The organism is Amycolatopsis silviterrae, from assembly GCF_042684085.1.
GTDB classification, from domain to species: Bacteria; Actinomycetota; Actinomycetes; order Mycobacteriales; family Pseudonocardiaceae; genus Amycolatopsis; species Amycolatopsis silviterrae.
Genome location: NZ_JBHUKS010000015.1, coordinates 179,693 through 203,049, shown reverse-complemented (window position 1 = coordinate 203,049; position 23,357 = coordinate 179,693). Strand labels below are relative to the sequence as shown.

General features: G+C 69.7%; 19 protein-coding genes. 11 read left to right on the top strand and 8 right to left on the bottom strand.

Annotated features, from left to right (window positions below):
• Positions 1-200: 200 nt before the first annotated feature.
• Entirely contained in the window at positions 201-782 is a 582-nt protein-coding gene (locus tag ACFSVL_RS21575; RefSeq protein ID WP_378306830.1) for a DUF4190 domain-containing protein, read from the bottom strand.
• 171 nt (positions 783-953) lie between these two features.
• Here ACFSVL_RS21575 and ACFSVL_RS21570 point away from each other — a divergent pair, with 171 nt between their 5' ends.
• The gene (locus ACFSVL_RS21570) at positions 954-2,156 is read left to right on the top strand and encodes a sensor histidine kinase (RefSeq protein ID WP_378306828.1); all 1,203 of its coding nucleotides are present in this window, start codon (positions 954-956) and stop codon (positions 2,154-2,156) included.
• A 17-nt stretch (positions 2,157-2,173) separates the two neighbouring features.
• Entirely contained in the window at positions 2,174-2,821 is a 648-nt protein-coding gene (locus ACFSVL_RS21565; RefSeq protein ID WP_378307296.1) for a response regulator transcription factor, read from the top strand.
• A gap of 16 nt (positions 2,822-2,837) precedes the next feature.
• Here the strand turns inward: ACFSVL_RS21565 and ACFSVL_RS21560 are convergent, their stop codons facing one another.
• A complete protein-coding gene (locus ACFSVL_RS21560; protein ID WP_378306826.1) occupies positions 2,838-3,494 on the bottom strand; it encodes a GntR family transcriptional regulator in 657 nt (218 codons plus the stop codon).
• A 99-nt stretch (positions 3,495-3,593) separates the two neighbouring features.
• On the opposite strand from ACFSVL_RS21560, the gene ACFSVL_RS21555 reads away from it, so the two are divergent.
• From ACFSVL_RS21555 to gdhA, 5 genes are read left to right on the top strand one after another with little or no spacing between them, the layout of a single operon-like run.
• Positions 3,594-6,941, top strand: coding sequence for a molybdopterin-dependent oxidoreductase (locus tag ACFSVL_RS21555; RefSeq protein ID WP_378306824.1), 3,348 nt, complete (start codon positions 3,594-3,596; stop codon positions 6,939-6,941).
• A gap of 10 nt (positions 6,942-6,951) precedes the next feature.
• Positions 6,952-7,893, top strand: coding sequence for an ornithine cyclodeaminase family protein (locus ACFSVL_RS21550; RefSeq protein ID WP_378306822.1), 942 nt, complete (start codon positions 6,952-6,954; stop codon positions 7,891-7,893).
• Between the two features lie 31 nt (positions 7,894-7,924).
• Positions 7,925-8,116 (top strand): hypothetical protein, encoded by a 192-nt coding sequence (locus ACFSVL_RS21545; protein ID WP_378306820.1) that lies wholly within the window; start codon positions 7,925-7,927, stop codon positions 8,114-8,116.
• 31 nt (positions 8,117-8,147) lie between these two features.
• Positions 8,148-9,587 (top strand): TIGR00366 family protein, encoded by a 1,440-nt coding sequence (locus ACFSVL_RS21540; RefSeq protein WP_378306818.1) that lies wholly within the window; start codon positions 8,148-8,150, stop codon positions 9,585-9,587.
• 13 nt (positions 9,588-9,600) lie between these two features.
• A complete protein-coding gene (gene gdhA, locus ACFSVL_RS21535; protein ID WP_378306816.1) occupies positions 9,601-10,935 on the top strand; it encodes an NADP-specific glutamate dehydrogenase in 1,335 nt (444 codons plus the stop codon).
• 12 nt (positions 10,936-10,947) lie between these two features.
• Here the strand turns inward: gdhA and ACFSVL_RS21530 are convergent, their stop codons facing one another.
• From ACFSVL_RS21530 to ACFSVL_RS21515, 4 genes are read right to left on the bottom strand one after another with little or no spacing between them, the layout of a single operon-like run.
• Complete coding sequence (locus tag ACFSVL_RS21530; RefSeq protein ID WP_378306814.1) at positions 10,948-12,054, bottom strand: FAD-dependent oxidoreductase; 1,107 nt, start codon at positions 12,052-12,054, stop codon at positions 10,948-10,950.
• On the bottom strand, positions 12,051-12,659 hold the full coding sequence (locus ACFSVL_RS21525; RefSeq protein ID WP_378306812.1) for a hypothetical protein: 609 nt from the start codon (positions 12,657-12,659) through the stop codon (positions 12,051-12,053). Before ACFSVL_RS21525 ends, ACFSVL_RS21530 begins: the two co-directional genes overlap by 4 nt.
• A 1-nt stretch (position 12,660) precedes the next feature.
• On the bottom strand, positions 12,661-13,572 hold the full coding sequence (locus ACFSVL_RS21520) for an aldo/keto reductase (protein WP_378306810.1): 912 nt from the start codon (positions 13,570-13,572) through the stop codon (positions 12,661-12,663).
• A 29-nt stretch (positions 13,573-13,601) separates the two neighbouring features.
• Positions 13,602-14,234, bottom strand: coding sequence for a nitroreductase family protein (locus tag ACFSVL_RS21515; RefSeq protein WP_378306808.1), 633 nt, complete (start codon positions 14,232-14,234; stop codon positions 13,602-13,604).
• Between the two features lie 79 nt (positions 14,235-14,313).
• On the opposite strand from ACFSVL_RS21515, the gene ACFSVL_RS21510 reads away from it, so the two are divergent.
• Positions 14,314-15,246 carry an AsnC family transcriptional regulator gene (locus ACFSVL_RS21510; RefSeq protein WP_378306806.1) on the top strand — a complete coding sequence of 311 codons (933 nt, stop codon included), beginning with the start codon at positions 14,314-14,316 and terminating at the stop codon, positions 15,244-15,246.
• Here the strand turns inward: ACFSVL_RS21510 and ACFSVL_RS21505 are convergent, their stop codons facing one another.
• Positions 15,247-15,795, bottom strand: a complete 549-nt coding sequence (locus ACFSVL_RS21505) for a TetR/AcrR family transcriptional regulator (RefSeq protein ID WP_378306805.1) — start codon at positions 15,793-15,795, stop codon at positions 15,247-15,249. It abuts the gene before it with no gap.
• An 82-nt stretch (positions 15,796-15,877) separates the two neighbouring features.
• Between ACFSVL_RS21505 and ACFSVL_RS21500 the strand changes: the two genes are divergently transcribed.
• From ACFSVL_RS21500 to ACFSVL_RS21490, 3 genes are all read left to right on the top strand, one after another.
• Positions 15,878-17,416: an MFS transporter gene (locus tag ACFSVL_RS21500; protein ID WP_378306803.1), complete on the top strand. Its 1,539-nt coding sequence runs from the start codon at positions 15,878-15,880 to the stop codon at positions 17,414-17,416.
• 117 nt (positions 17,417-17,533) lie between these two features.
• A complete protein-coding gene (locus tag ACFSVL_RS21495; RefSeq protein WP_378306801.1) occupies positions 17,534-19,519 on the top strand; it encodes an FAD/NAD(P)-binding protein in 1,986 nt (661 codons plus the stop codon).
• The gene (locus ACFSVL_RS21490) at positions 19,516-20,940 is read left to right on the top strand and encodes a class-II fumarase/aspartase family protein (protein ID WP_378306799.1); all 1,425 of its coding nucleotides are present in this window, start codon (positions 19,516-19,518) and stop codon (positions 20,938-20,940) included. Before ACFSVL_RS21495 ends, ACFSVL_RS21490 begins: the two co-directional genes overlap by 4 nt.
• A 59-nt stretch (positions 20,941-20,999) precedes the next feature.
• Here ACFSVL_RS21490 and ACFSVL_RS21485 read toward each other — a convergent pair whose 3' ends face one another.
• Positions 21,000-23,357: a penicillin acylase family protein gene (locus ACFSVL_RS21485; RefSeq protein WP_378306797.1), complete on the bottom strand. Its 2,358-nt coding sequence runs from the start codon at positions 23,355-23,357 to the stop codon at positions 21,000-21,002.

Sequence of the window (23,357 nt, the reverse complement as noted above, 5' to 3'; positions counted from 1 at the left end):
CTTCACGAGTGGGGGCATCTGGTGCCTTCGCTGGTCAGCTCGGAGCAGGAGGATGGCATTCCTCCCGTCGCCGTACCGCGATCCGGGCGTCTCCGGAACGTCACCGGATCGCGGTCCGTGAGGGCCACCTTGAGGGAATCAGAGTCTCTCGGGGTGGCCCTCACGACCGGTCATCCCGAGGGGCTCCAGCCAAACCTCCGTCACTTCCCGGTGCAAGCAGCCGTCGCGAACTCCCCCGAAGCAGTCTTGGTAGAGACCACCGCACCGTCAACCGTGATCTTGCACGTCACCGACCCACCAGTCTCACTGGTCGTCACCGTCAGCGTGCCCCCCTTATAAAACCCCTTATTCTCCACTTCCTTATTCCAAGGCAGCGCCGGAACAGTCTCGTTGACCGGGTTCAAGACCTCGCCATAAACAACATCCACATTCTTAGCGTCACCAGTCACCTCATAGGACACCTTCGCCGTGCGATTGAGTTCGGTATTCACCTCATCGACCGCCGCGTTGAAGACGAACACCCACACGATGCAGACCGCGAGGCCGAGGGCGGACACTGCGATGCCGGTGATGGACAGCCCCTTGTTGGTGGCCTTCCCGCTCTTGACCCGGACCAGCCCGACGATCGAGAAGACCAGGCCGAGGATCACCAGCGGCCAGGCGACGACGCCGACGAACGGGATCGGGGAGAAGACCAGCCCCACCAGGCCGAGGACGAAGCCCGTGATGCCGATGCCGTTGCGCGGCACCACCGCGGAGGGGTAGGGGGTTTGCTGGGTCACAGGGTTTTCCTTTCCGAACGGATGATCGCGGCAGCACCCAACCAGCGATCACCGGGCGCGCACGTCGTACTCGGCGCGCGGACCCGTTACGACGAAAGTCGTCAACGGCGCGCGCAGAAGAATCGGTTCCGCTGACGCGAGCGGCCTGGCCTGTCCGCGTAGGCTCACCGCATGGGGAGGCGTGTGCTCAGCGTGGTGGTCACGGTGGTGGCGGTCGCGGCGAGCGTGATCAGCAGTGTGTTCGTCTTCAGCACCCAGGGGTATCTGCCCGCTACCGGGTCGTTCACCGCGACCTGGTGGTCCGTGCTCGGGTTCTGCACCGGGATCGGGGCGGCGGTCATGCTCTGCTGGCGCCACCAGTGGCCGGAACTCGTCCTCGCGATCGCGTTGGTGCCGCCGCTGTTCTTCCGTTCCGACGCGCTGGCCGCGTTGATCGCGCTCGCGGCGCTGGCTGCCCGCCGCCGCGACCGTCTCTTGTGGATCGGGAGTGTGCTGGTCTACCTCGCCACGGCGTGGGCGTTGTTCGGTGATGCCAATCGCCATCCCGACGTGACCATCGCTGGCCAGATCGTCGGCAAGCAGTTCTCCGTGGTGCAGGTGATCGCGACGCTGGTGCTCGCGTCCGTGATGATGGCCGTGCCGCTCACCGTCGGCGTAGTGCGCGGAATGCGGGACACGCTGGCGATCCGCGACGCGAAGGAAGAGGAACTCCGCGCCGAGATGACCCGTCGCGCGGAGCGCACCCGGATCGCGCGCGAGATGCACGACGTCCTGGGGCACCGGCTTTCGCTGCTGTCGCTGCAAGCCGGCGCGCTCGAAGTCAGCAAGGGGCCGGCGACCGCGGAGTCGGCGAAGACCGTCCGCACGACTGCCCGCCAATCGCTCGAAGACCTCCGGCAGGTCATCGGCGTCCTCCGCGACGGGCAGGGATTCGGGGACCGCGACGAGCGCGGGCCGCACCCTGAACCGCCGCAGCCGGCGCTGGCCGACATCCCCGAGCTGGTCGCCAACGCCCGCCGGTCCGGGCTGAACGCGAACGTGACGATCCTGATCGACGACGTCGGCGGCGCGCCGGCGCTGCTTGGCATGACCGCCTACCGGATCGTCCAGGAATCGCTGACCAACATCCTGAAACACGCGCCGGGCGCCACGGCCGAGGTTTCCGTCCGCGGCGGGCCGGGCACGGGGATCATCGTCGAAGTGGTCAATCCGCTTCCCCCGACGGCCGCCGCGGGGACGGGCGGGGCTGGCCTGACCGGGATCGGCGAACGCGTGACCATGATCGGCGGAAACGTCAGTGCCGGGCCGACCGGAGAAGGCACTTTCGCCGTTCGGGCCTGGCTGCCGTGGGACGGCACTAATCTGACCGGGTGAACCAGCGCCCAGTACGCGTGCTGCTCGTCGACGACGACCCCCTCGTTCGAACTGGACTGTCGATGATCCTGTCCAGCACGGACGACCTCGAGGTCGTCGCGGAAGCGGGCGATGGCGACGAGGTCGTGCCGAAGGTGAGCATGCACGCCCCCGACGTCGTCCTGATGGACATCCGGATGCCGCGCATGAACGGTCTCGCCGCGACGGCCGCCGTTGTCGCGCTGGCCAACCCGCCGAAGGTCCTCGTGCTGACCACCTACGACCTCGACGAGTACGTCTTCGACGCTCTCGGTGCCGGTGCCAGCGGTTTCCTGCTGAAAGAAGGCTCACCGCAAGAGATCATCGACGCGGTTCGCGTGGTCGCGGCCGGCGAGGCGATCCTGTCCCCGCGGACGACGCGCACCCTCATCGGCCACTTCGTCGCGACCCGGATGAGCCCGCGGCGGCACCGGGCGCAAGCCGGGCTGAGCACGCTGACCGACCGCGAACGGGAGATCGTCGCCGCCGTGGCCCGGGGCCGGACCAACGCCGAGATCGGCATGGAACTGCACCTGAGCGAGGCCACGGTGAAGACCCACATCACCCGGATCTTCGCGAAACTGGACGCGACCAACCGGGTCCAGCTGACGATCTTCGCCTACGAGGCCGGGCTGGTCGCCCCCTGATCGTGCGGGGCGGTCTTCAGCTTCGTGCCCAGTCGGAGCGGATGTGCCGCAGGTGCGCGCGGAGGAGTTCTTCCAGCCGGGCGGTGTCGTTGTCGGCGATGGCGGCGAGGATCTCGCGGTGTTCGCGGGCGGAGTCGGTGAGCACCCCGCGTTCGGCGAGGTTTTCCAAGCCGTAGAGGCGGGTCTGGTCGCGCAGGGTGGCGACGGAGTCGACGAGGCGCTTGTTGCCGCCGCAGCCGAGCAGGTCGAGGTGGAAGTGCCGGTCGGCGTCGAGGAAGCGGACGACGTCGCCCTCCTCCGCGGCGGCCTCGATGTCCTTGGCGAGCGCGCGCAGCCGATCGAGGTCGGCCTCGGTGATCCGGGCCGCGGCCTTGAGCGTGCCGGGCAGTTCCAGCAGGACTCGCATCTCGTAGACCTCGTCGAGGTCCTGATCGCTCATCGGGACCACCCGGAACCCGCGGTTGCGCACCGGTTCCATCAGACCCTGGTTGACCAGCGTGAGCATCGCTTCCCGGACAGGACTGCTGGACACCTGCAGCCGTGCGGCCAGCGCTGAAGCGGAGTAGATGTCGCCGGGCCGGATCTCGCCGGACACCAGCGCGTGCCGGACGACCTCCAGCACCTGATCCCGCAGGCTGGTGTGCCGCAGCAGGCCGGCGGTGGGCTCGGCCACGCGTTCTCCCTTGGTTCGTTCTTGACTTCCTGGCTTCCGCGATGCATCTTACACGTCACCGGTATGCGGTTACCGGTGACCGATTACCCGGGAGTAGCAATGAAGTCCGAGGTACGCGGCTACTGCACGCTGTGCCGCTCGCGGTGCGGCGCGGTCTACACCGTCGAAAACGGCGCGATGACCGGCGTCCGGCCGGATCCCGAACACCCGACCGGAGCGGCGATGTGCCCGAAAGGCCGGGCGGCGCCGGAGATCGTGCACAGCCCACGGCGGCTGACCACGCCGCTTCGGCGCACCACGCCGAAGTCCGATCCGGACCCGAAGTGGGAAGCGATCGGCTGGGACGAAGCACTCGACGAGATCGCCGGGCGGCTCGGCCGCATCGCCGCCGAAAGCGGTCCGGAGGCGGTGGCCTTCGCGGTGACCTCGCCGAGCGGGACGCCGCTGTCGGACTCGATCGCCTGGATCGAACGGTTCGCCCGGCTGTTCGGCAGCCCGAACATCTGCTACTCGACGGAGAACTGCAACTGGCACAAGGACTTCGCGCACGCGTTCACGTTCGGGAGCGGGCTGCCGGCTCCGGACTACGCGGGCACGGACCTCGCCGTGCTGTGGGGGCACAACCCGGCGAAATCGTGGCTGGCGCAGTCGGCGGCATTGGCCGAGGCGAGGGCGAAGGGTGCGGCGCTGGCGGTCATCGATCCCCGGCGTTCGGCCGCGGCGCGCGATGCCGAGCACTGGCTGCGGGTGCTGCCGGGCACCGATGCAGCGCTGGCACTGGGAACCGCCAACCTGTTGCTCCACAGTGGACGATTCGACGCCGATTTCGTGCGCGCGTGGTCGAACGCGCCGCTGCTGGTCCGCGCCGACACTGGGCGTTTCCTGCGGGCGGGCGAACTCGAACCGGGGCTGGACGGGTATGTCGTCTGGGATGAACAGGCGGCAGCTCCGCGACCGTACGACCCGCGTTATCCGGCCGTGCGCCCGGAAAACTTCGCGCTGCGCGGACAACGCAGGATCCGCACCCGGTCCGGGGTGGCGGACTGTGTTCCCGCGTTCGAGCGGTACGCCGAGGCCTGCGCCGCGTGGCCGATGGAACGGACCAGCGCAGTCACCGGAGTCGAAGCGTCCGGCATCGCGGCCTTCGCCGACGCGTTGGCGAAAGCGCGCTCGGTCGCTTACCACGGCTGGACCGGCGTCGGCCAGCACGCCAACGCCACCCAGACCGAACGAGCCATCGCCACGCTCTACGCGCTGACCGGATCCTTCGACGCACCCGGCGGCAACGTCGTGCTGCCCCGGCTGCCGGTCAACGCGGTCACCTCGCCCGACCAGCTCGCACCCGCCCAGCGCGCGAAGGCACTCGGGCTCAGCGAGCATCCGCTGGGACCGCCCGCGCAGGGCTGGGTCAGCGCCCGCGCGCTGTGCCGGTCCATCCTTTCCGGCGAGCCGTACCGGACCAGGGCGATGGTCGGCTTCGGCGGCAACATGGTGCTGTCCCAGCCGGATCCGCGGCGGACCGCGGACGCGCTGCGCCAGCTCGAATTCTTCGTGCACCTCGACCTGTTCGCCAATCCCACCGCGGACTTCGCGGACATCGTCCTGCCGGTCACGAGCCCGTGGGAACACGACGCGATCAAGGCGGGCTTCGAGATCACCGGCCGCGCGCAGGAACACGTCCAGTTCCGGCCGCGCATGGTCGAGCCAGCTGGGCAGTCCCGTTCGGACACCGAGATCGTCTTCGACCTCGCGCGCCGCCTCGGCATGGCCGACGACTTCTTCGGCGGAGACATCACAGCAGCCCGCGATCACGTCCTCGCTCCACTCGGGCTGACCACGGCGGACCTGCGCGCCCAGCCCGGTGGCCTGCGCATTCCCCTCGAAACCCGGCACCGCAAGTACGCCGAGGTCGCGCCGGACGGGACGGTGGCCGGTTTCGCCACTCCCACCCGCCGCGTCGAGCTGTATTCGCAGCTGCTGGCCGACCACGGCTACCCGCCGGTCCCGGAACACACCCCTCGCGACGAGGCGGACCCGCGCTTCCCGCTCCTGCTGACGTGCGCGAAAAACGGCTACTTCTGCCACAGCCAGCACCGCGGGATCACCTCACTGCGGAAGCGCTTTCCGGAACCGATCGTGGAGATCGCCGCGGATCTCGCCGCCGAGCGCGGTATCGAAGACGGGCAGTGGGCGACGATCTCCACGCGCAACGGCTCGGCGCGGATGCGCGCGAGGATCGACCCCGCGCTGGACTCGCGGGTGGTCGTCGCCGAGTACGGGTGGTGGCAGTCCGCCCCCGACCTCGGCCTCCCTGGCTCCGACCCGCAGCAGACCGGCGGCGCCAACTACAACCTGCTCGTCGACGACACCGATCACGACCCGCTCAGCGGCGCGGTCCCGTTCCGCTCCGCCGCGTGCGACATCCGCCCCCTGTCCGACTCGCGGTGGAGCGGACGCCGCGAGTTCGTCCTCACCGACATCACCGAGGAGACCGCCGACGTCCGCGCGCTGCGCCTGTCCCCGGCGGAAGGCGGGCCGCTGCCGGAATTCCGGCCGGGACAGCACCTCACCCTCACCGAGAGCGGCGGAGTCAGCCGAAGCTACTCGCTGACCGGGCCCGCCCGTCCCGGCGACGACTACCACGTCGCGGTGCGCCGCGTCGACGGCGGCAGCTTCTCCACCTATGTCCACAATGGACTCCAGCCGGGCGACCGGGTCGAGGTCACCGCCCCGGACGGCCCGTTCGTGATCCCCGCCGACATCGAGTTCCCGGTGGTGCTGCTGGCCGCCGGAATCGGGATCACCCCGTTCCTCGGCTACCTGGAGACCCTTGCCGCACACGGCGGTACCGTGCCGAAAGTCGTTTTGCACCACGGCAACCGCGACTCGACGACGCACGCGTTCGCCGACCGGATCCGGGAACTTGCGAAGCGGATCGACCGGCTGACCGTCGTCGACCACTACAGCAGGCCGTCCGCCGCCGAACGGGAACACGCCGTGCCCGGCCGGATCCGCGCCGAGCACATCGACGACGAGCTGATCCGGAGCCGGGCCCGGTTCTACCTGTGCGGCCCCGAGGTCATGCTCGCCGAACTCACCGCAGGACTCGTCGCCCGCGGCGTCCCCCGGTTCGACATCTTCGCCGAGAAGTTCCACGCCGCACCCCAGACCGTCGACATTCCGGCCGACGCCGAGGCCGATGTCCACTTCGGACGGTCAGGCCGGACGCTGCGCTGGCACCGCGCCGACGGCACGCTGCTGGACCTGGCCGGCCGCGCCGGGATCGCCCTGCCCAGCGGCTGCCGGGTCGGACAGTGCGAAAGCTGCGCGGTGACGCTGCTGGCCGGACGCGTCGCGCATCTGGTCGCCCCCGCCGACGACCTTCCCGAGAACTCCTGCCTGACCTGCCAAGCCGTACCGCTCACCGACCTGACTCTCGACGCCTGAGGAGGCACCCTTGCTCACCATCACCGCCGACGACGCGGCGCGCGCACTGCACTTCGACGCGCTGATCCCCGCACTGCGCGAGGGTTTCCGCCGGGGCGCGCACACGCCCGACCGGCACACCCACTCCCTCGACGAGGCCTCCGGGGCTTCACTGCTGCTGATGCCGTCGTGGAGCGACGACGCGTATCTCGGGGTCAAGCTCGTCACCATCTTTCCCGGCAACAACGCGCTCGGCCGGCCCGCGCTGTCCTCCGCCTACATCCTCAGCAGCGCCACCACCGGCGAGCACCTCGCCGTGCTCGACGGCGACGAGCTGACCCGCCGGCGCACCACCGCCACCTCGGTACTGGCGGCGTCGCACCTCGCTCGCCCGGACAGCCGGGTGCTGCTCGTCGTCGGTGCCGGGCACATCGGCGGGATGCTCCCCGCCGCCTACCGCAGCCAGTTCGACCTGCGCACGGTCCTGGTCCACGACACCGATCCCGCCGCCGCGCACCGGCTGGCGGACGCCCTGCGGACCGACGGCATCGACGCCGAGGTGGTCACGGATCTCGCCGACGCGGTCCCGCGCGCCGACATCGTCAGCTGCGCCACTCTGGCGACCACGCCGATCATCCGCGGCGCGTGGCTGCGCCCCGGCACCCACCTCGACCTCATCGGCAGCTTCCGCCCGCACATGCGCGAAGCCGACGACGACTGCCTTCGTCTGTCCACTGTGTACATCGACACCCCGACCGCGCTGGCCGAATCCGGCGACCTCGTCCAGCCGGCCGCCGCCGGAGTCCTCGATCCGGCGACGATCGCGGGCACGCTGGGGCAGCTCTGCCGTGACGAGGTCGCCGGGCGTCGTGATCGGGATCAGATCACGCTCTTCAAGGCCGTGGGGAGTGGTCTCGCCGATCTCGCTGCGGCCGAACACGTCCTGCGCAGCCTCTCCCAGCCCGCTGCCTGACCGACCCGCCTCGAGCAGCAAAGGAGCTGCCATGTCCCAGCCCGCCCCCGCGTCCCCGCCCGCACCGCCGAAGGCCGGATTCCTCGCCAGGACGGCGATCTGTCCGAACGCTGAGGTCGCCGAACGCCGCGATCCGGATCAGATCACCCTCTTCAAAGCCGTCGGCAGCGGCCTCGCCGCCGCCGAGCACGTCCTGCGCACTCTCGCCCAGCCCGCTGCCTGACCGACCCGCCTCGAGCAGCAAAGGAGCTGCCATGTCCCAGCCCGCCCCCGCGTCCCCACCAGCACCGCCGAAAGCCGGATTCCTAGCCAGGACAGCGATCCGCGCCGCGAACTGGTCCGAACGCTGGTTCCCGAACACGCTCGTGTTCGCCCTGCTCGTCGTGGCGCTGGTCGCCGTGGCCGCGATCGCGATCGGCGCGTCCCCGATGCGGGTCGCCACGGCCTTCGGGGGCGGGTTCTGGGACCTGATCCCGTTCACCATGCAGATGGCGATGGTCGCGATCGGCGGCTACGTCGTCGCCACCGCCGGGCCGATCCGCAAGGTGATCGACCGGCTCGCCCGGCTGCCCCGCACCGGACGCGGCGCGATCGCGATGGTCGCCGCGCTCAGCCTCGTCTCGGCGCTGTTCAACTGGGGCTTCAGCCTCATCTTCAGCGCGCTGCTGGTCCGCCGCCTCGCCGCGCGGGCGGACCTGCGGATGGACTACCGGGCCGCCGGGGCCGCCGCCTACCTCGGCCTCGGCGGCAGCTGGGCGCTCGGGCTCAGCTCCTCGGCCGCGCAGCTGCAGGCCAACCGCGCCAGCATCCCCTCGTCGCTGCTGCCGGTCACCGGGGTGATTCCGTTCCGCGAGACCATCTTCTCCTGGCAGTCGCTGCTGCTGGCCGCCGTCGTCGTGTCGGTCTGCGTCGCGGTGGCGTTCTTCTCCGCCCCGCGCGGCGGCCTGATCCGCACCGCGGACGACCTCGGCGTCGACCCGCGCGATCCGGTCGAGCAGGACCCGCCCCGCAGCCGGCCGGGGGAGTGGCTGGAGTACAGCCCGCTGCTGACCATCGTCGTGGTCGCGCTCGTCGGCGGCTGGGCGGTGGGGGAGTTCGGCGGCAAGGACCCGATCGCCGCGATCTCCGGGCTCAACACCTACAACCTGTTGTTCCTGGCGCTCGGCCTGCTGCTGCACTGGCGTCCGCGCCGGTTCCTCGCCGCGGTCACCAAAGCCGTCCCCGCGACCGGCGGCGTGCTCATCCAGTTCCCGTTCTACGCCGGCATCGCCGCGATCCTGACCAAAGCCACCGACAGCGCCGGGCACAGCGTGTCCCACTACCTCGGGGCGGCGTTCACCGGAGCCACCGTCGGCGGGCTGTTCCCGCTGCTCATCGGCGGCTACTCCATCGTGCTCGGCTTCCTGATCCCGTCCGGCGGCGGGAAATGGGTCATCGAGGCGCCGTATGTCATGCAGGCAGCCAACGACGCGCACGTCAGCCTCGGCTGGACCGTGCAGATCTACAACGCGGCCGAAGCGCTGCCCAACCTGATCAACCCGTTCTGGATGCTCCCGCTGCTGGGCGTGCTGTCCCTCAAGGCGCGCGACATCGTCGGATTCACCTTCACCTACCTGATCGTGCTGCTGCCGCTCGTACTCGCCCTGCTCACCCTTCTTGCTCCCACTCTCGCCTATCACCCGCCTGTCCATTGAGAAAGGTCGCCCCATGAACCCGGACACCGCACGCATCCACGAAGAGATCGTGCGCCGCAACCCCGCCGAACCCGAATTCCACCAAGCTGTCGCCGAAGTCCTTTCGTCGCTCGAACCGGTGCTGGCCCGCCGCACTGACCTGCGGGAACTCCGGCTGCTCGAACGGCTCTGCGAACCCGAACGCCAGGTGATGTTCCGGGTCGGGTGGACCGACGACCACGGCATCCCGCAGCTCAACCGCGGCTACCGCGTCGGCTTCAGCTCCGCGCTCGGCCCCTACAAGGGCGGGCTGCGCTTCCACCCGAGCGTCACCCTCGGCACGGTCAAATTCCTTGCCTTCGAACAGATTTTCAAGAACGCGCTCACCGGGCTCGGCCTCGGCGCGGGCAAGGGCGGCGCCGACTTCGACCCGGCCGGCCGCTCCGACGGCGAAGTGATGCGCTTCTGCCAGGCCTTCATGACCGAGCTGTACCGGCACATCGGCCCGCACACCGACGTCCCGGCCGGCGACATCGGCGTCGGCGCCCGCGAACTCGGCTACCTGTTCGGTCAGTACAAGCGCATCACCAACCGTTTCGACGCGGGCACCCTCACCGGCAAAGCCCTCGCCATCGGCGGCAGCCACGTCCGCACCGAGGCCACCGGCTACGGCGTCGTGTACTTCCTCGACGCGATGCTCGCCGCCCGCGGCGACAACCTCGAAGGTAAAACCGCCGTCGTTTCCGGCTGCGGCAATGTCGCGCTCTACGCGATGGCCAAGCTCCACGATTCGGGCGCCACCGTCTTCGCCTGCTCCGATTCCACCGGCACCCTCCACGATCCGGCCGGCGTCCGGTTGGACGTGCTACACGAACTGAAGGCCACACAACGCAAAGTCGACGCCTACCCCCACCTGGTTCCCGGCGCGCGGTTCGTGCCGGGAATAGCGCCCTGGGACATCCCGTGCGACATCGCCGTTCCCGCAGCCACCCAAAACGAACTCGACGAACCCGCCGCGATCACCCTCACCAAGAACGGACTGCGCGCGCTCGCCGAAGGCGCCAACATGCCGTGCACCCCCGCCGCGATCGACGTCTTCCGCGACGCCGGGATCGCCTTCGCCCCCGGCAAAGCCGCCAATGCCGGCGGCGTCGCCACCTCCGCATTGGAGATGCAGCAGAACTCCACGCGGGACCGTTGGGGCTTCCCGACCGTCGACCAGCGCCTCGCGGCCATCATGCGCGACATCCACGACACCTGCCTCGCCACCGCCGACCAGTACGGCCGGCCAGGGGACTACGAGGCGGGCGCGAACATCGCCGGATTCCTCACCGTCGCCGACGCCATGATCACCCTCGGCGTCGCCTGACGGCGGACTTCCTTAGGCCGCGGTGGTGTTCAGCCAGTTCAGGTAGCGGGAGAATCGCTCCACATAGGACACCGGGGTGGGTGCGATGGCCATCGCCTTGGCGTGCCAGCGCACCTGCCGGTACCGGGCGATGCGGTCGGTCTGGTAGCTGTCCAGCGCCGGTCCGAGATCGGCTCGGCTGAGCCGGTCGCCGAGCACGTATGCGTCTTCGATGCCCAGCGAGGCACCGGATCCGATGTGCGGGGACATGGCGTGCGCGGCGTCCCCGGCCAGTACGACCCGGTGGCTCTTCCAGCGCGGGATTTCCGGTACGACGGCGACCTGGTTGTCCATCACCGCATCCTCCGGGGTGGCCAGGACGACCTCGCGCAGCACGAACCGGGACGGTCCGTCGTGCAGGTTCTCCACCCGGGCAACGGCTTCCTGTTTGGGGCTGCCGGCGAACTCGCCGGTGACCCCGAACTGGGCCAGCACCCAGAAACAGGAGCCGTCGGCGAGCCGCGTGACCGTGCCGCGGGTGCGGTGATGCCCGACAGTCGCGCAGCCGTCGCCGAGATCCCCATCGAACGGCAGCACCGCTCGCCACACATGGTGACCCTCTTCGTAATAGTGGCTTTCCGAGCCGGGAATGAGCTTCCTGCGGACGTGGGAGTTCAGACCGTCGGCACCGACGAGCAGATCCCCGCGCTCCCGTTCGCCATCGGCGTAGTGCACGGTCACGCCGACCTCGTCCTCGGTGTAGCCGACCACTTCCTTGCCGGTGCGGATGTTCTCTTCGCCGACCGCGGAGACGAGCAACGCGCTGAGCCGCTGCCGATGCACCACCCGCCCCGGCGGCATGCCGGCTACGTCCAGCACGGCACCGGAGGGGCCCCGAACGCGCTGGAAGTTTTGTTCGGCCTTGATCTCCGACAGCCGCGGACCGAGCCCGAGACGTTCGAGTTCGGTGATCGTGTGCTGCCAGACTCCGAGCGCGGCACCGGTCTCCCTGATGTGCGGTGCCCGTTCTCGCACCGCGACCTCGAACCCCGCCCGGCGCAGCGACAACGCGGCACTCAACCCGACCATGCCCGCACCGGCCACGATCGCCCGGCCGCGCGTCCTCGTGCCGTTGCTCATGGGCGGGGCCGCGCTAGCGAAGCGATGCGCTTCCGCACGTCTTCCATCGTTCCGGACGGCTCTTCGCCCTCGCGGCGCGTCGCGTGAAATTCCGTGACGGCTACGGTGCACGGCTCGTCGGATATCACTTGCCACCGGTGGTTCGAACCGCAAAGGACGACCACGTCGCCCTGATTCAGGATTTCGCGAGTTCCGTCGGACGCTTCGAGCGCGATCGTTCCGCTGACCACCGTATCGATGGCAATACTGTCGTGCGAATGAAAGCTCCCGAATCCGACGCCGTCGTACCAATGGATCCCGCTGGGCTGCGCGGCAATGAGTTTCTGCTGCTCCGGGGAGGCCGGTGACCACTTCATCTCCGCCAGGCGGGAGCGCGGGGGAAAGCTCGCGCCGAACACGCGCAGCCCGCCAGGATTGGCCAGCACACTGCGGGCCTGGTACGGCTCATCCGGATAGTAGGGCAGGGTCGGGGCTTTGTCGTAGCCCCACAGATACGCGGCGCCGAAACCGTCCGGGTCCGCGGACTCGACCTCCGCGATTTCGAACTTCGATATCCCGGTCTCGACCTCTCCGAGCAAGACTCTCCGCCACGGAACAATTCCCATGTCATTTCCTTTCGTCCGAGCGAGCGTCCGGAACAAGACCGTCGAGGACGGCCATCGCCGAATCGTCCAGTTCGACGAACGCAGCCGCGACGTTTTCCCGGAGATGGCCGACACTGGCGGTGCCGGGGATGAGCAGCGTCGAGGGATCGTGCGCGAGCAGCCACGCGAGCCCGACCTGTGCGGGCGTGCCGCGGAGCCGGGCGGCGACGTCGAGCACGGTCGGTTCGGCCAGGACGTTCCGGTGTTCGGACGTGGCCGAGCCGAGCGGGAAGAACGGCACCCAGGCGATTCCGTTCTCGCGGCACAGTTCGAGCACCGGGTGATCGGCCCGGTGGAGGAGGTTGTAAAAGTTCTGGACGCACACGATCCCGGCGGGCAGCGCGCGGCGGAGCTGACCGGAATCGACGGAGCTGAGGCCGATCGCGCCGATCTTGCCCTCGTCGCGGAGCGCGATGAGTTCGGCCAGCTGGTCGTCCAGATCGGCGATCTGGTCGGCCGGGACGGCGAAGCCGCCGCGGAGGCCGTGCTGGACGCTCCGGATGTTGACCACGCCGACCTGGTCGACGCCGAGGCCGCGCAGGTTGTCCTCCACCTGGGCGCGCAGTTGCTCGGGCCGCTGCGCGAGGACCCTGCCCTCGCCTTGGTACACGGCACCGACTTTCGTGACGAGCAGGAGGTCGTCGCCGTATGGGGAAAGCGCTTCTCGGAGCACCTCGTTCGCCGTGCCAGGGCCGTAAAAGGCGGCGGTGTCGATGTGGTTCACACCCAGCTCGACGGCGGTGCGCACCACGTCGATCGCGGTGGCGCGGTCGACCGCAGGGCGTCCTGGCAGTTCCCCCAGCTGCATCGCGCCGAAGCCGACGCGCGCGACGTCGCGGCCGGCGATCCGGCCGGTCTTCATCGTTCGGAGCATGTCCGTTCCTCTCGGTCCGCGAACGCCGGTCACCAGGTCTCGAAGTGCAGGACGTCCTCGACCGGCTTCCGCTTGAGCGGGCCGAACGGGCGGGCCGCCCACCCGACCGCCATGGTCACGCCGATGATCTTGTGGTCCGGCACGCCGAGCACCGCGCGGACGCCTCGGGTGTTGAGCGTGTGAATCCCGGTCGGGGCGACCCCCAAGCCCATCGCGCGTCCGGCCACGAGCATGTTCTGCGCGGCCCCGTAGATCGCGGCGAACTGGTAGCGGTCCTCCCTCGGGTCACCGGGAACCCACGACGACGCGCAGATGAAGATGAGCACCGGAGCGTCCCGAAGCGTGGTCAGCAGGTGCGAGCCGCCGTCGTACATGCGGCGCTTCACCGGGTCGGTGACACTCGCCGTCCGCGCCTTGACGCCGTCGAGCGCCGAGGTGTCGGGAAGGATGGTCTCGTGGAGCCGCGCGCGCTGTTCCGGTGACGTGACCACGACGAAGTCCCAGAGCTGGGAGTTCTCCGGAGTCGACGCCCTGGTGCCGGCCCAGATCAGTTTCCGGACCACCTCGTCCGGCACCGGCTCCCCGGTCAGCCAGCGCATGGTCATGGCCGAGCCCATCGCCTCGAACACGTCCATGGTCTGCCCGTCGACGTCGTTGGTCATCTCGATCTCCGAATAACGGAAGTGAAGGTCCGATATTCGGAGACTAGTAAGCTCCATGGTCCGAGTCAAGGAGGTTGGCGTGCCGGAGCTGGACGCGCTGGACAAGAAGATCTTCGGACTGCTGGCCGAGAACGGCCGGATGTCCAACCTCGACATCGCCGCCAAGACCGGGGTGTCGGAGAAGACCGTCCGCCACCGCATCCGGCGGCTGATCGAGCGCGACGGCATGCGGGTGACGGCCACCATCGACAGCGCCGCGCCGGCGTCGCGGCTGATCGTCCTGGTGAGGGTGGAGCCGGGCCAGCGGTTCGTCGTCGCCGAGCGCCTCGCGGCGATGCCCCAGGTCGACGAGGTCCACCTGACCACCGGGGCCTACGAACTGATCGTCCGGGCGTCGTTCGATTCCGACAGCGACGCCCTCGAGTTCTACGTCCGCCACATCGAGCAGGGGGCAGGGGTCGAGGAGTCGCTCTCCACGCACGTCGTCGAGACGATCACCGGCGCCGCCGCCTCCCGTCCGGACCGTTTCGAAGAGTTCGACCAGCAGGCGTCCGCCATCGGCAGCTTGCCTGAGTTACTCGACCTCGCCTGCGACGTGGCCACCGCCTCACTCGGCGCCGACCGGGTCCACGTGGCCGCCGGGAGCGCCGATCCGGCCACGATGCGCTGGCGGGGTCTCTCCTCCCGCTACGTCGAGGAGATCCTCGCCAAGGGCCGGACCGAGGGGGCCGTGCTGCCGAACATCGTCAAGCACGACCAGCACGTCTTCTCGGCCGATGCCCAGACCGACCCGCTCTTCGGGTCCGCGACCGATCTCGTGGTCTCCGAAGGCTTCCATGGCTGGCTGGGCATGCCAGTGTGCAGCGGGGACGAGCAGCGCGGCACCATTTGCCTGTACTGGGACAGCGTCATCGCCTATCGCGAGGATCTGGTCCGCCAGGTCCAGGAACTGGCCGACACGCTCGGCAAGCACCTTCCGCGCTTCGCCGGACAGTCCACTGTGGATCTCTAGTCACTCTTCGCCGAGCACGTCCAGAATGCTCGCCGTGAGCCGCTCGCGCGCTCGCGGGGACAGCGGGGAGGTCAGCATGCTCTCGTATCCCCACGAGCCATCGGCGGCCATCCGCGCGACCAGGCAGCGGAGCGACAGTTCGTCGAGAGTCTCGACGGACTGCTCTTCCTCGGGGAACCAGCGCCGGTAGACCCGCTCCCACGGCGCGATCCAGTCGGGTTCGTTGGCGGCTTCCATGATGAGCCGCATCTCGACGTTGGTCGGCGATCTCGTCGCGGCCCGCACATAGCCTCGCGTGCGCTCGAGGAGGCTCGCGCCCTCGGGTTCTTGTCCGGTGGCATCGAGGAGTTCCCGTTCCATGCGCGCGGCGAGGTCCTCGTGGATGCCGGTGAGCAGTGCGTGCTTGCTGGGGAAGTGGTAGATCAGGCCGCGCTTGGTCACCCCGGCCTCCTCGGCGACCGCGTCGAGCGTGAGCGCGGCGATCCCGCGTTCCGCTACCACGGTCAGTGCCGCCTCGATCAGTTTGGGCCGTGCGCTCGGTCGTGCCATCAGTGCTCTCCTGTCGACGCAGTTAGTATACCTTTTGGTGTAGTACACTGTTTGGTGAAGTAACTGCGACAGGGGACGACTCATGAACGAAACCGCTCCGCGGGCGACGGCCCGCACCTGGGTGGGGTTGGCGGTGCTCGTGCTGCCGATGCTGCTCATCGCGATCGACGGGGTGGTGCTGGTCTTCGCCCTCGCCGACATCGCCGGGGACCTGCGGCCGACCGGCACGCAGCAGCTGTGGATTCTCGACATCTACTCGCTGATGCTGGCGGGTCTTCTCATCACCATGTCGTCGCTGGGCGACCGGTTCGGCCGGCGCAAAGTGTTGCTCATCGGCGCGGTCGTCTTCGCGATCGCCTCGGTCTTCGGCGCCCTCTCGACCGCGCCGTGGATGCTGATCGCCTCCCGCGCCCTGCTCGGCGTCGCCGGCGCGACGATCATGCCGGGAACACTTTCCCTTATCCGCAACATGTTCCTGGACCGCGGTCAGCGCCGCACGGCCATGGCGGTCTGGTCCGCGGCGGGCGCGCTCGGCGCGGCGGCGGGCCCGATCGTCGGCGGCTGGATCATCGAGGTCTTCAGCTGGCACGCGGTATTCCTGATGAACATCCCGGTCATGGTGCTGCTGCTCGGCCTGGCGCCGTTCCTCGTCCCGGAGAGCAAAAACCCGCACCCCGGCCGCGTCGACCTTCCCAGCATCGCGTTCTCGCTCACGGGCATGATCTCGTTCGTCTACGGGGTGAAGACCTTCGCCGAGGGCAAGGAACCGGGCATCGCGCTGATCACCTTCTTCGCCGGACTCGCCCTGCTCGTGCTGTTCGTCCGCCGCCAGTTGCGCATGCCGGAGCCGATGATCAACGTCCGGCTCTTCCGAGTCCGGGCCTTCACCGGCGCGGTGACCGCCGACCTGCTGTCGGTGTTCGCCTTGGTCGGCGCGCTGTTCGCCCTCACCCAGTTCCTGCAGATCGTCGCGGGCCTCAGCGTGATCGAGTCAGCGCTGTGGATGCTGCCGCAGGCCGCCGTGTCCGCCTGCGCCGGTTTCCTGGCCGCAGCGCTCGTCAAGCGCATCCCGACCTCGACCGTTGTCGCGGCCGGCGGACTCGTCACCGCCGGGGGCTTCGCGATTCTGCTCACGATCACGCCCGCCACCGAACCGTGGGTCATCGCCATTTCCCTGTGCCTTGTCGGGCTTGGTGCCGGGGTGGGCATGACGCTCACCAACGACCTCATCATGAGTTCGGTGCGCCCCGAGCAGTCCGGCCAGGCCGCCGCGATCAGCGAAACCGCATACGAACTCGGCACCGCGTTCGGCACCGCGATCCTCGGCTCCGTACTGCTCGGCTTCTACCGCACGGGCCTGGTGGACGCCGCCCCGGCCGGGCTCTCCGGCGGCATTCTTGAGTCTGCGAAGGAAACCCTTGCTGCAGCGGTTCTGTATGCCAAGGACTTGCCGGGTGCGATGGGAGCAGCGCTGTACACGGCTGCGACGGAGTCGTTCACGAGCGCGCTCGCGTGGACCGGCGGAATCGCCGCGCTCATCCTGCTCGCGGTAGCGATCTTCGCTGGAGGGATGCTTCGCGGGGTGTCGGCGCAGGCGGATCTTGCCGAGGTCGAGCACTGAGGCGAGTGTCGGGCGGGGGCTTCCCGACCGCGCTCGCTCGGTTCTTTAGCGGGCGATGCGAAGGTGGGACACGTCAACTGCCGCCGGGATCGAGTACGGCACATAGCCGGAGGAATGATGTCGGTCGACGAGGTCGGTTCTGCTTCCCTGGTGATCTGTGTCGTGGGTGCGGGCCCGCGCGGCGTCTCGGTGGTGGAACGCGTTTGCGCCAATGCCGCGCTCGCGCCCGGCGCACCGGTGGTCGTGCACCTGGTCGACGCGGTCTGCGACGGCGGTGGCCGGGTGTGGCGCACCGCGCAGCCCGGCGAGCTGCTGATGAACACTGTGGCCTCGCAGGTGACCATGTTCACCGACGACAGCGTGGACTGCCGCGGTCCGGTGGTGACCGGACCGAGCCTGTACGACTGGGCCAGGGTCGTCATGGTGATGGACGGGCTGGACGAGTATCCCGAGACAGTGCACGCCGAAGCGCGGCGGCTGACCCCGGACTCCTATCCGTCCCGGTCGTTCTACGGCCATTACGTGGGCTGGGTGCTGCGGCGCGTGGTGAGCACCGCGCCAGCGAGGGTTTCGGTCGTCTCGCACCGCCGGGTCGCGGTCGCGCTCGACGACAACGTCGACGGCACGCAGGTGGTGACCCTCGACGACGGCACCCGGCTCGGTGACGTGGACGTGGTGGTGCTGGCGCAGGGGCATGTCGGCATGGAGCCGGCCGAACCGGAACGCGCGTTGCTGCGGTTCGCCGGGGAACGCGGGCTCCGGTATTTCCCGCCGGGCAATCCCGCCGATGTGGATCTGAGCCGGATCCGCGCGGGCGAATCCGTGGCACTGCGCGGAATGGGCCTGAACTTCTTCGACTACCTGGCCCTGCTGACCGTCGGCCGCGGCGGGACCTTTCGCCGGGCGTCCGGCCGGTTGAAGTACCGGCCGTCCGGCCGCGAACCCCTGATGTACGCCGGTTCGCGGCGTGGGATTCCTTACCACGCAAGGGGAGAGAACCAGAAGGGCGCCTCGGGGCGGCACGAGCCGATGTTCCTTACCCCGGAGGTGATCCGCTGGTTCCGCTCCCGGGTCGCCGACGGAAAACCGTTGCGCTTCCGGCGCGACCTGTGGCCGCTGATCACCCGCGAGGTGCAGTTGGCCTACCACCGCACCCTTCTCACCGAACGGGACGGCGCGGCCGCCGGGGACGCGTTCGCGCGGGATTACGTGGCGCTGGCCGAACTGGACGTCGACGGACTGTCCGAGTCGGCGCTGCTGGACCGGTACCGGGTCGCGCCGGTGCACCGGTGGAACTGGGACCGGGTGACCCGGCCGTGGGGCCCCCGGTTCTTCCGCGACCACGACGAGTACCTGCGCTGGCTGCTCGGCTATCTGGCCGAAGACGTGGCACAGGCCAAACTCGGCAACGTGCGCGGCCCGCTGAAAGCCGCCGTGGACGTGCTGCGCGATCTGCGCAACGAGATCCGGCTCGTGGTGGACCACGGCGGGCTGAGCGGAAGTTCGTACCGCGACGAACTCGAGCAGTGGTACAACCCGCTCAACGCGTTCCTGTCGATCGGCCCGCCGGTGCGGCGGATCGAGGAGATGATCGCGCTCATCGAGGCGGGCGTGCTGCGCGTGCTGCCGCCCGGCATGGTGGCCGGGCCCGCGCCGAGCGGCCGGAAGTTCCGCGTCGGCGCGACGAGTTTGCCCGGCACCCACTACGACGTGACGACCCTCGTCGAGGCGCGGCTGCCGGAAAACGACATCGCGCGGACCACCGATCCGCTGCTGCGCTACCTGGTTTCCACCGGACAGGGCCGCGGATACCGGATTCCCGAAGGCGACCACACGCCTGCCGTGGCCTACGAAACCGGCGGGCTGATGGTGACCCCGCGCCCGTACCGCCTGGTCGACGTCACCGGCCGGGCGCATCCGAAACGGTTCGCGTTCGGGGTGCCCACCGAGACCGTGCACTGGCTGACCGCGGCGGGAATCCGGCCCGGGGTGAACTCGGTGATCCTCGGCGACGCCGACGCCATCGCACGGGCCGCGCTGGCGATGGACCAGCCCGACGCATTGAGCGAAACCCGGCCGCGGCGCGAGGAGAACCGACCGTGACTCCCGGCACCGATTCCGGTCTGCTGGCCCCGGTGTGGGCGGGCACCGGGCTCGGGGCGCTGGTGTCCGACGAGGCCTGGTTGCGGGCCATGCTGGACGTCGAGGCGGCGCTGGCCCGGGCACAGGCGCGGCTGGGCGTGGTGCCGGAATCGGCGGCCGCGGTCATCGCTTCGGTCGCGCGCGAGGACGGGGTCGACCTCCTCGAAGTCGCCGAACGGGCGCGGGGCGCGGCGAATCCGGTGGTGGTGCTCGTGGAGCGGTTCACCGCCGCGGTTGCCGCACGGGATCCGGCCGCCGCGGAGTTCGTGCACCGCGGCGGGACCAGCCAGGACATCCTCGACTCGGCGGCGATGGTGTTGTCGGGCCAGGTGCTTGCCGCGGTGGAGGCGGATCTGCGGCGGGTGGGACGGGCTCTGGCGCGGCTCGCGGCCGAGCACCGGGACACCCCGATGGCCGGGCGCACGCTGACCCAGCACGCGGTGCCGATCACGTTCGGGCTCAAGGCCGCCGGATGGCTGCAGCTCACGCTTGACGCGCTGGAACGCGTGTCGCGGGTGGTGCTTCCGGCGCAACTGGGCGGCGCGGCGGGTACGTGTGCGTCCTATGCGGCCTATGCCCGGCTCGCCACCGGGTCCCCGGCCGGCGGGGGCGCAGAGCTGATGCGTGCCTTCGCCGAGGAGACGGGGCTGGCCGAACCGGTCGTGCCGTGGCACGCGCTGCGCACGCCGATCGCGGATCTCGGATCGGTGTGCGCGTTCGTGGCCGCGGCGCTCGGGAAGTTCGGGGCCGACGTGCAGATCATGTCCCGCACCGAGATCGGCGAGGTGACCGAACCGGCGGCCGACGGCCGGGGAGTTTCCTCGGCCATGCCGCAGAAACGGAATCCGGTGCTGGCCACACTGCTGGTTTCCGCGGCGCGCCAGGCACCGGCGTACGCGTCGATCCTGGTGCAGAGCTTGGTGTCCGAGGACGAGCGGTCGGCGGGCGGCTGGCACGCGGAATGGCAGCCGTTGCGGGAATCGCTGCGGCTCACCGCCGGGGCCGCGCGCACCGCCGCCGAACTCGCCGAGGGCTTGACCGCGGATCCGGTGCGGCTGCGCGAAAATCTCGGGCTGACCGGCGGGAGCATCGTCTCCGAACGGCTCAACGCCGAACTGGCCGGGGCACTGGGCAAGGCGAACGCGAAGAAACTGCTCGCCGGGGTGGCGCGCCGCGCGGCTGAGGAAGGCCGCCCCTTCGCCGAGTTGCTCGCCGCGGCCCCGGAACTCGCCGGCGGCCTCGCTGGCCGGGTGGATGTCGCGGAACTTCTTGACCCGGAACGGTATCTGGGCGCTTCGGGGGAGTTGACTGGCCGGGTCCTCGCTCGCGCCGCCGCCGTTCTCGGCACTTATGCTCGCGTAACGGTATTTTCGCGTCCGTGAGGGGAACCCTGAGGGAATCAGATTCCCTCAGGGTTCCCCTCACGGACCGCGAACCCCGCTCACCAGGGCCGGAGCAGATACCGGTGCTCAGCGTTCCGTTCCACCGCCGCCCGGGTGTAGAGCAGCGGAAACACCCCACCGGCGTGCCAGCGTTCGGCGAGATCGCGGTAGTGCGGGCTGGCCGGATCGCCGGATTGGCCGGGAGCGTTGACAGCGCGGGAGTTGTCCCAGCCGCCGACGTCGAGCACCATCCGGAAGCTCGCCCCGTTGGTCTGGCCGAAGGCACCGTTCGCCGGATAGGTCGAGGCGTCCACTGTGTACGCCGAGCCGCCGCGCGGGAGCGGGCCCACGTTGGCACCCAGCGGATGTCCGAAGGTCGTCTGGTGCAGGTTGCCCCAGCGCCAGGCGGCGGGGTCGGGCCCGAGCAGGCGTTTCGTGTCCGCGTAGCCGGCCGCGAGGGTCGACAGCAGGAGCGCGTCCCGCTTCGCCGCCGCGTCCGGGCCGAACCAGGGCTCGGGATGTTCCAGCGCCTCCACGGCGACCGCCGCGTCCGGGACCGGGATGAGTGGTTGCACCGCGGGCGGAACCACGGCACGCGAGAAACCGGGCAGCAGCTGACGGGAGAACCACACCTGGTACAGCGCCGCCGCGGCGGAATCCGCGCGGTCGACCCCGTCCCAGCCGCGCAGCAGGTCCAGTGCGGCGCGGGTGTCCGGATCGGCTGAGGCGAGGTGGGCCGCCACCGCGCGCAACCGGGTCGCGGGCAGGTCGAGCTGGTCGTTCTGCAACGCGATCGAACTCTCCACCGAACTGCGTGGCGTGGCGGACAGCACGTCGGTGATGCGTTGGTACCGCGACGGATTCGCCCATTCGAAGCCTAGTTTCCGTTCCCGCGCCGGGTAATCCGGCGGCAGGTTGTACTGGTTGGCCGAGGCGACGAACCCTTCCGGCGGATTGACCGAACGGGGCAGCTCGTCGCCGGAGTAGAACCCGGTCCATTCGTAGCGGCCGTCGCCGGGCACCGGCAGCAGGCCGTCGTAGCCGGAGCGCTTGGGGGCCAGCCCGCCAGGTATCCAGGCGATGGTGCCGCTGGTGTCCGCGTACGCCTGGTTCTCCGCGGGCGCGCCCCAGTTGCGCATCGCGCGGGTGAAATCGTCCAGGTTGCGCGCCCGCATCAGCTTGAGGTTGCCGAAATAGGGCGACATCCCGGGTTCGGACCAGCCGGTGCGCAGCGCGAACGCGAGGTGTCGCTGTTCGTCCACCTTGAGCACCGGGCCGTGCCGGGTGAACCGCAGCTCCGCCGGACGGGACGCCTGCCCGGCCACCGGAATCTGCTCGGTGACCGTGCGGAAGGATTCCCAGCCGTCGCCGTACCGGTACCGGGACGGGTCGTTCGGATCGAGCTGGTAGACGTACAGATCCTCCTGATCGAGCCCGAAGACCGTGAGCCCGAAGGCCACGGTTCCGTTGTGCCCGATGGAGATGCCTGGCTGGAACGGTTCGCCCGCGCCGACCACGTCGATCCCGGGCGCGGACAGCTGCGCGAGATACCGCAGCGAGGGCGCCTTGAGCGCGCGGTGCGGATCGTTGGCGAGGATGGGCCGCCCGGTCGTGGTGCGCGTGGGGGAGACCGCCCAGTTGTTGGACCCCTCGGCGGGCGCGTCGTCCTCCGCGGCGGCTGCCCGCACCGCGCCGTTGGCGAAGACGACGTCCTGGGTCGCGAGCTTGAAGGTGTTCAGGACGTCGTCGGTCACCGTGCAGGGATCCAGTCCCGCCGGGACGGCCGGATCCACGTCGGGCTCGAGCTTCACCCGGATCTTGTCCAGCCGCACGTCCCCGGCGCAGGCCACCTTGGCGCGCTGCACCTCGCTGGTGAGGTTCTTGCTGAGCCCGTGCGTGCGGATGCGCACCACGTCCTCCGGGCTCCACTTCGCGGGCAGGTAGCCGAGCTTGCGGAACTCCTCCGGCATCGCGGCCGGATTCTTCGCCAGCCAGTCGACGTAGGAGTTGACACCCTCGGTGAACCGGGTCGCCGCCTGCCTCGCCTCCGGCCCGTAGCTTTCCCATTCCCGCCGCATGTTCCCGCGGTACAGGAACAGCCGGGTGGCCCGGTCCTGGTCCACATAGGACGGTCCGAGGACGGCGGAAAGCTCGCCGAGCCCGCGCCGGCGCCACAGGTCGATCTGGAACAGCCGGTCGCGGGCGGCGTTGAACCCCTGTGCCAGGAAGAGGTCGTCGGTGTTCGCCGCGTAGATGTGCGGGACCCCCCAGGTGTCCACGATGAGCTGAACGGGCTGCCGGAGCCCGGGTACCGAGAACCCAGTGCCCTCCGCGCTCGCCTGCGCGACCGGGCTCAGCCCGCCGCCGAGGAGGACACCGGCGAGGATCGTGATCGAGAACCGGCGACGTCTTCCCAT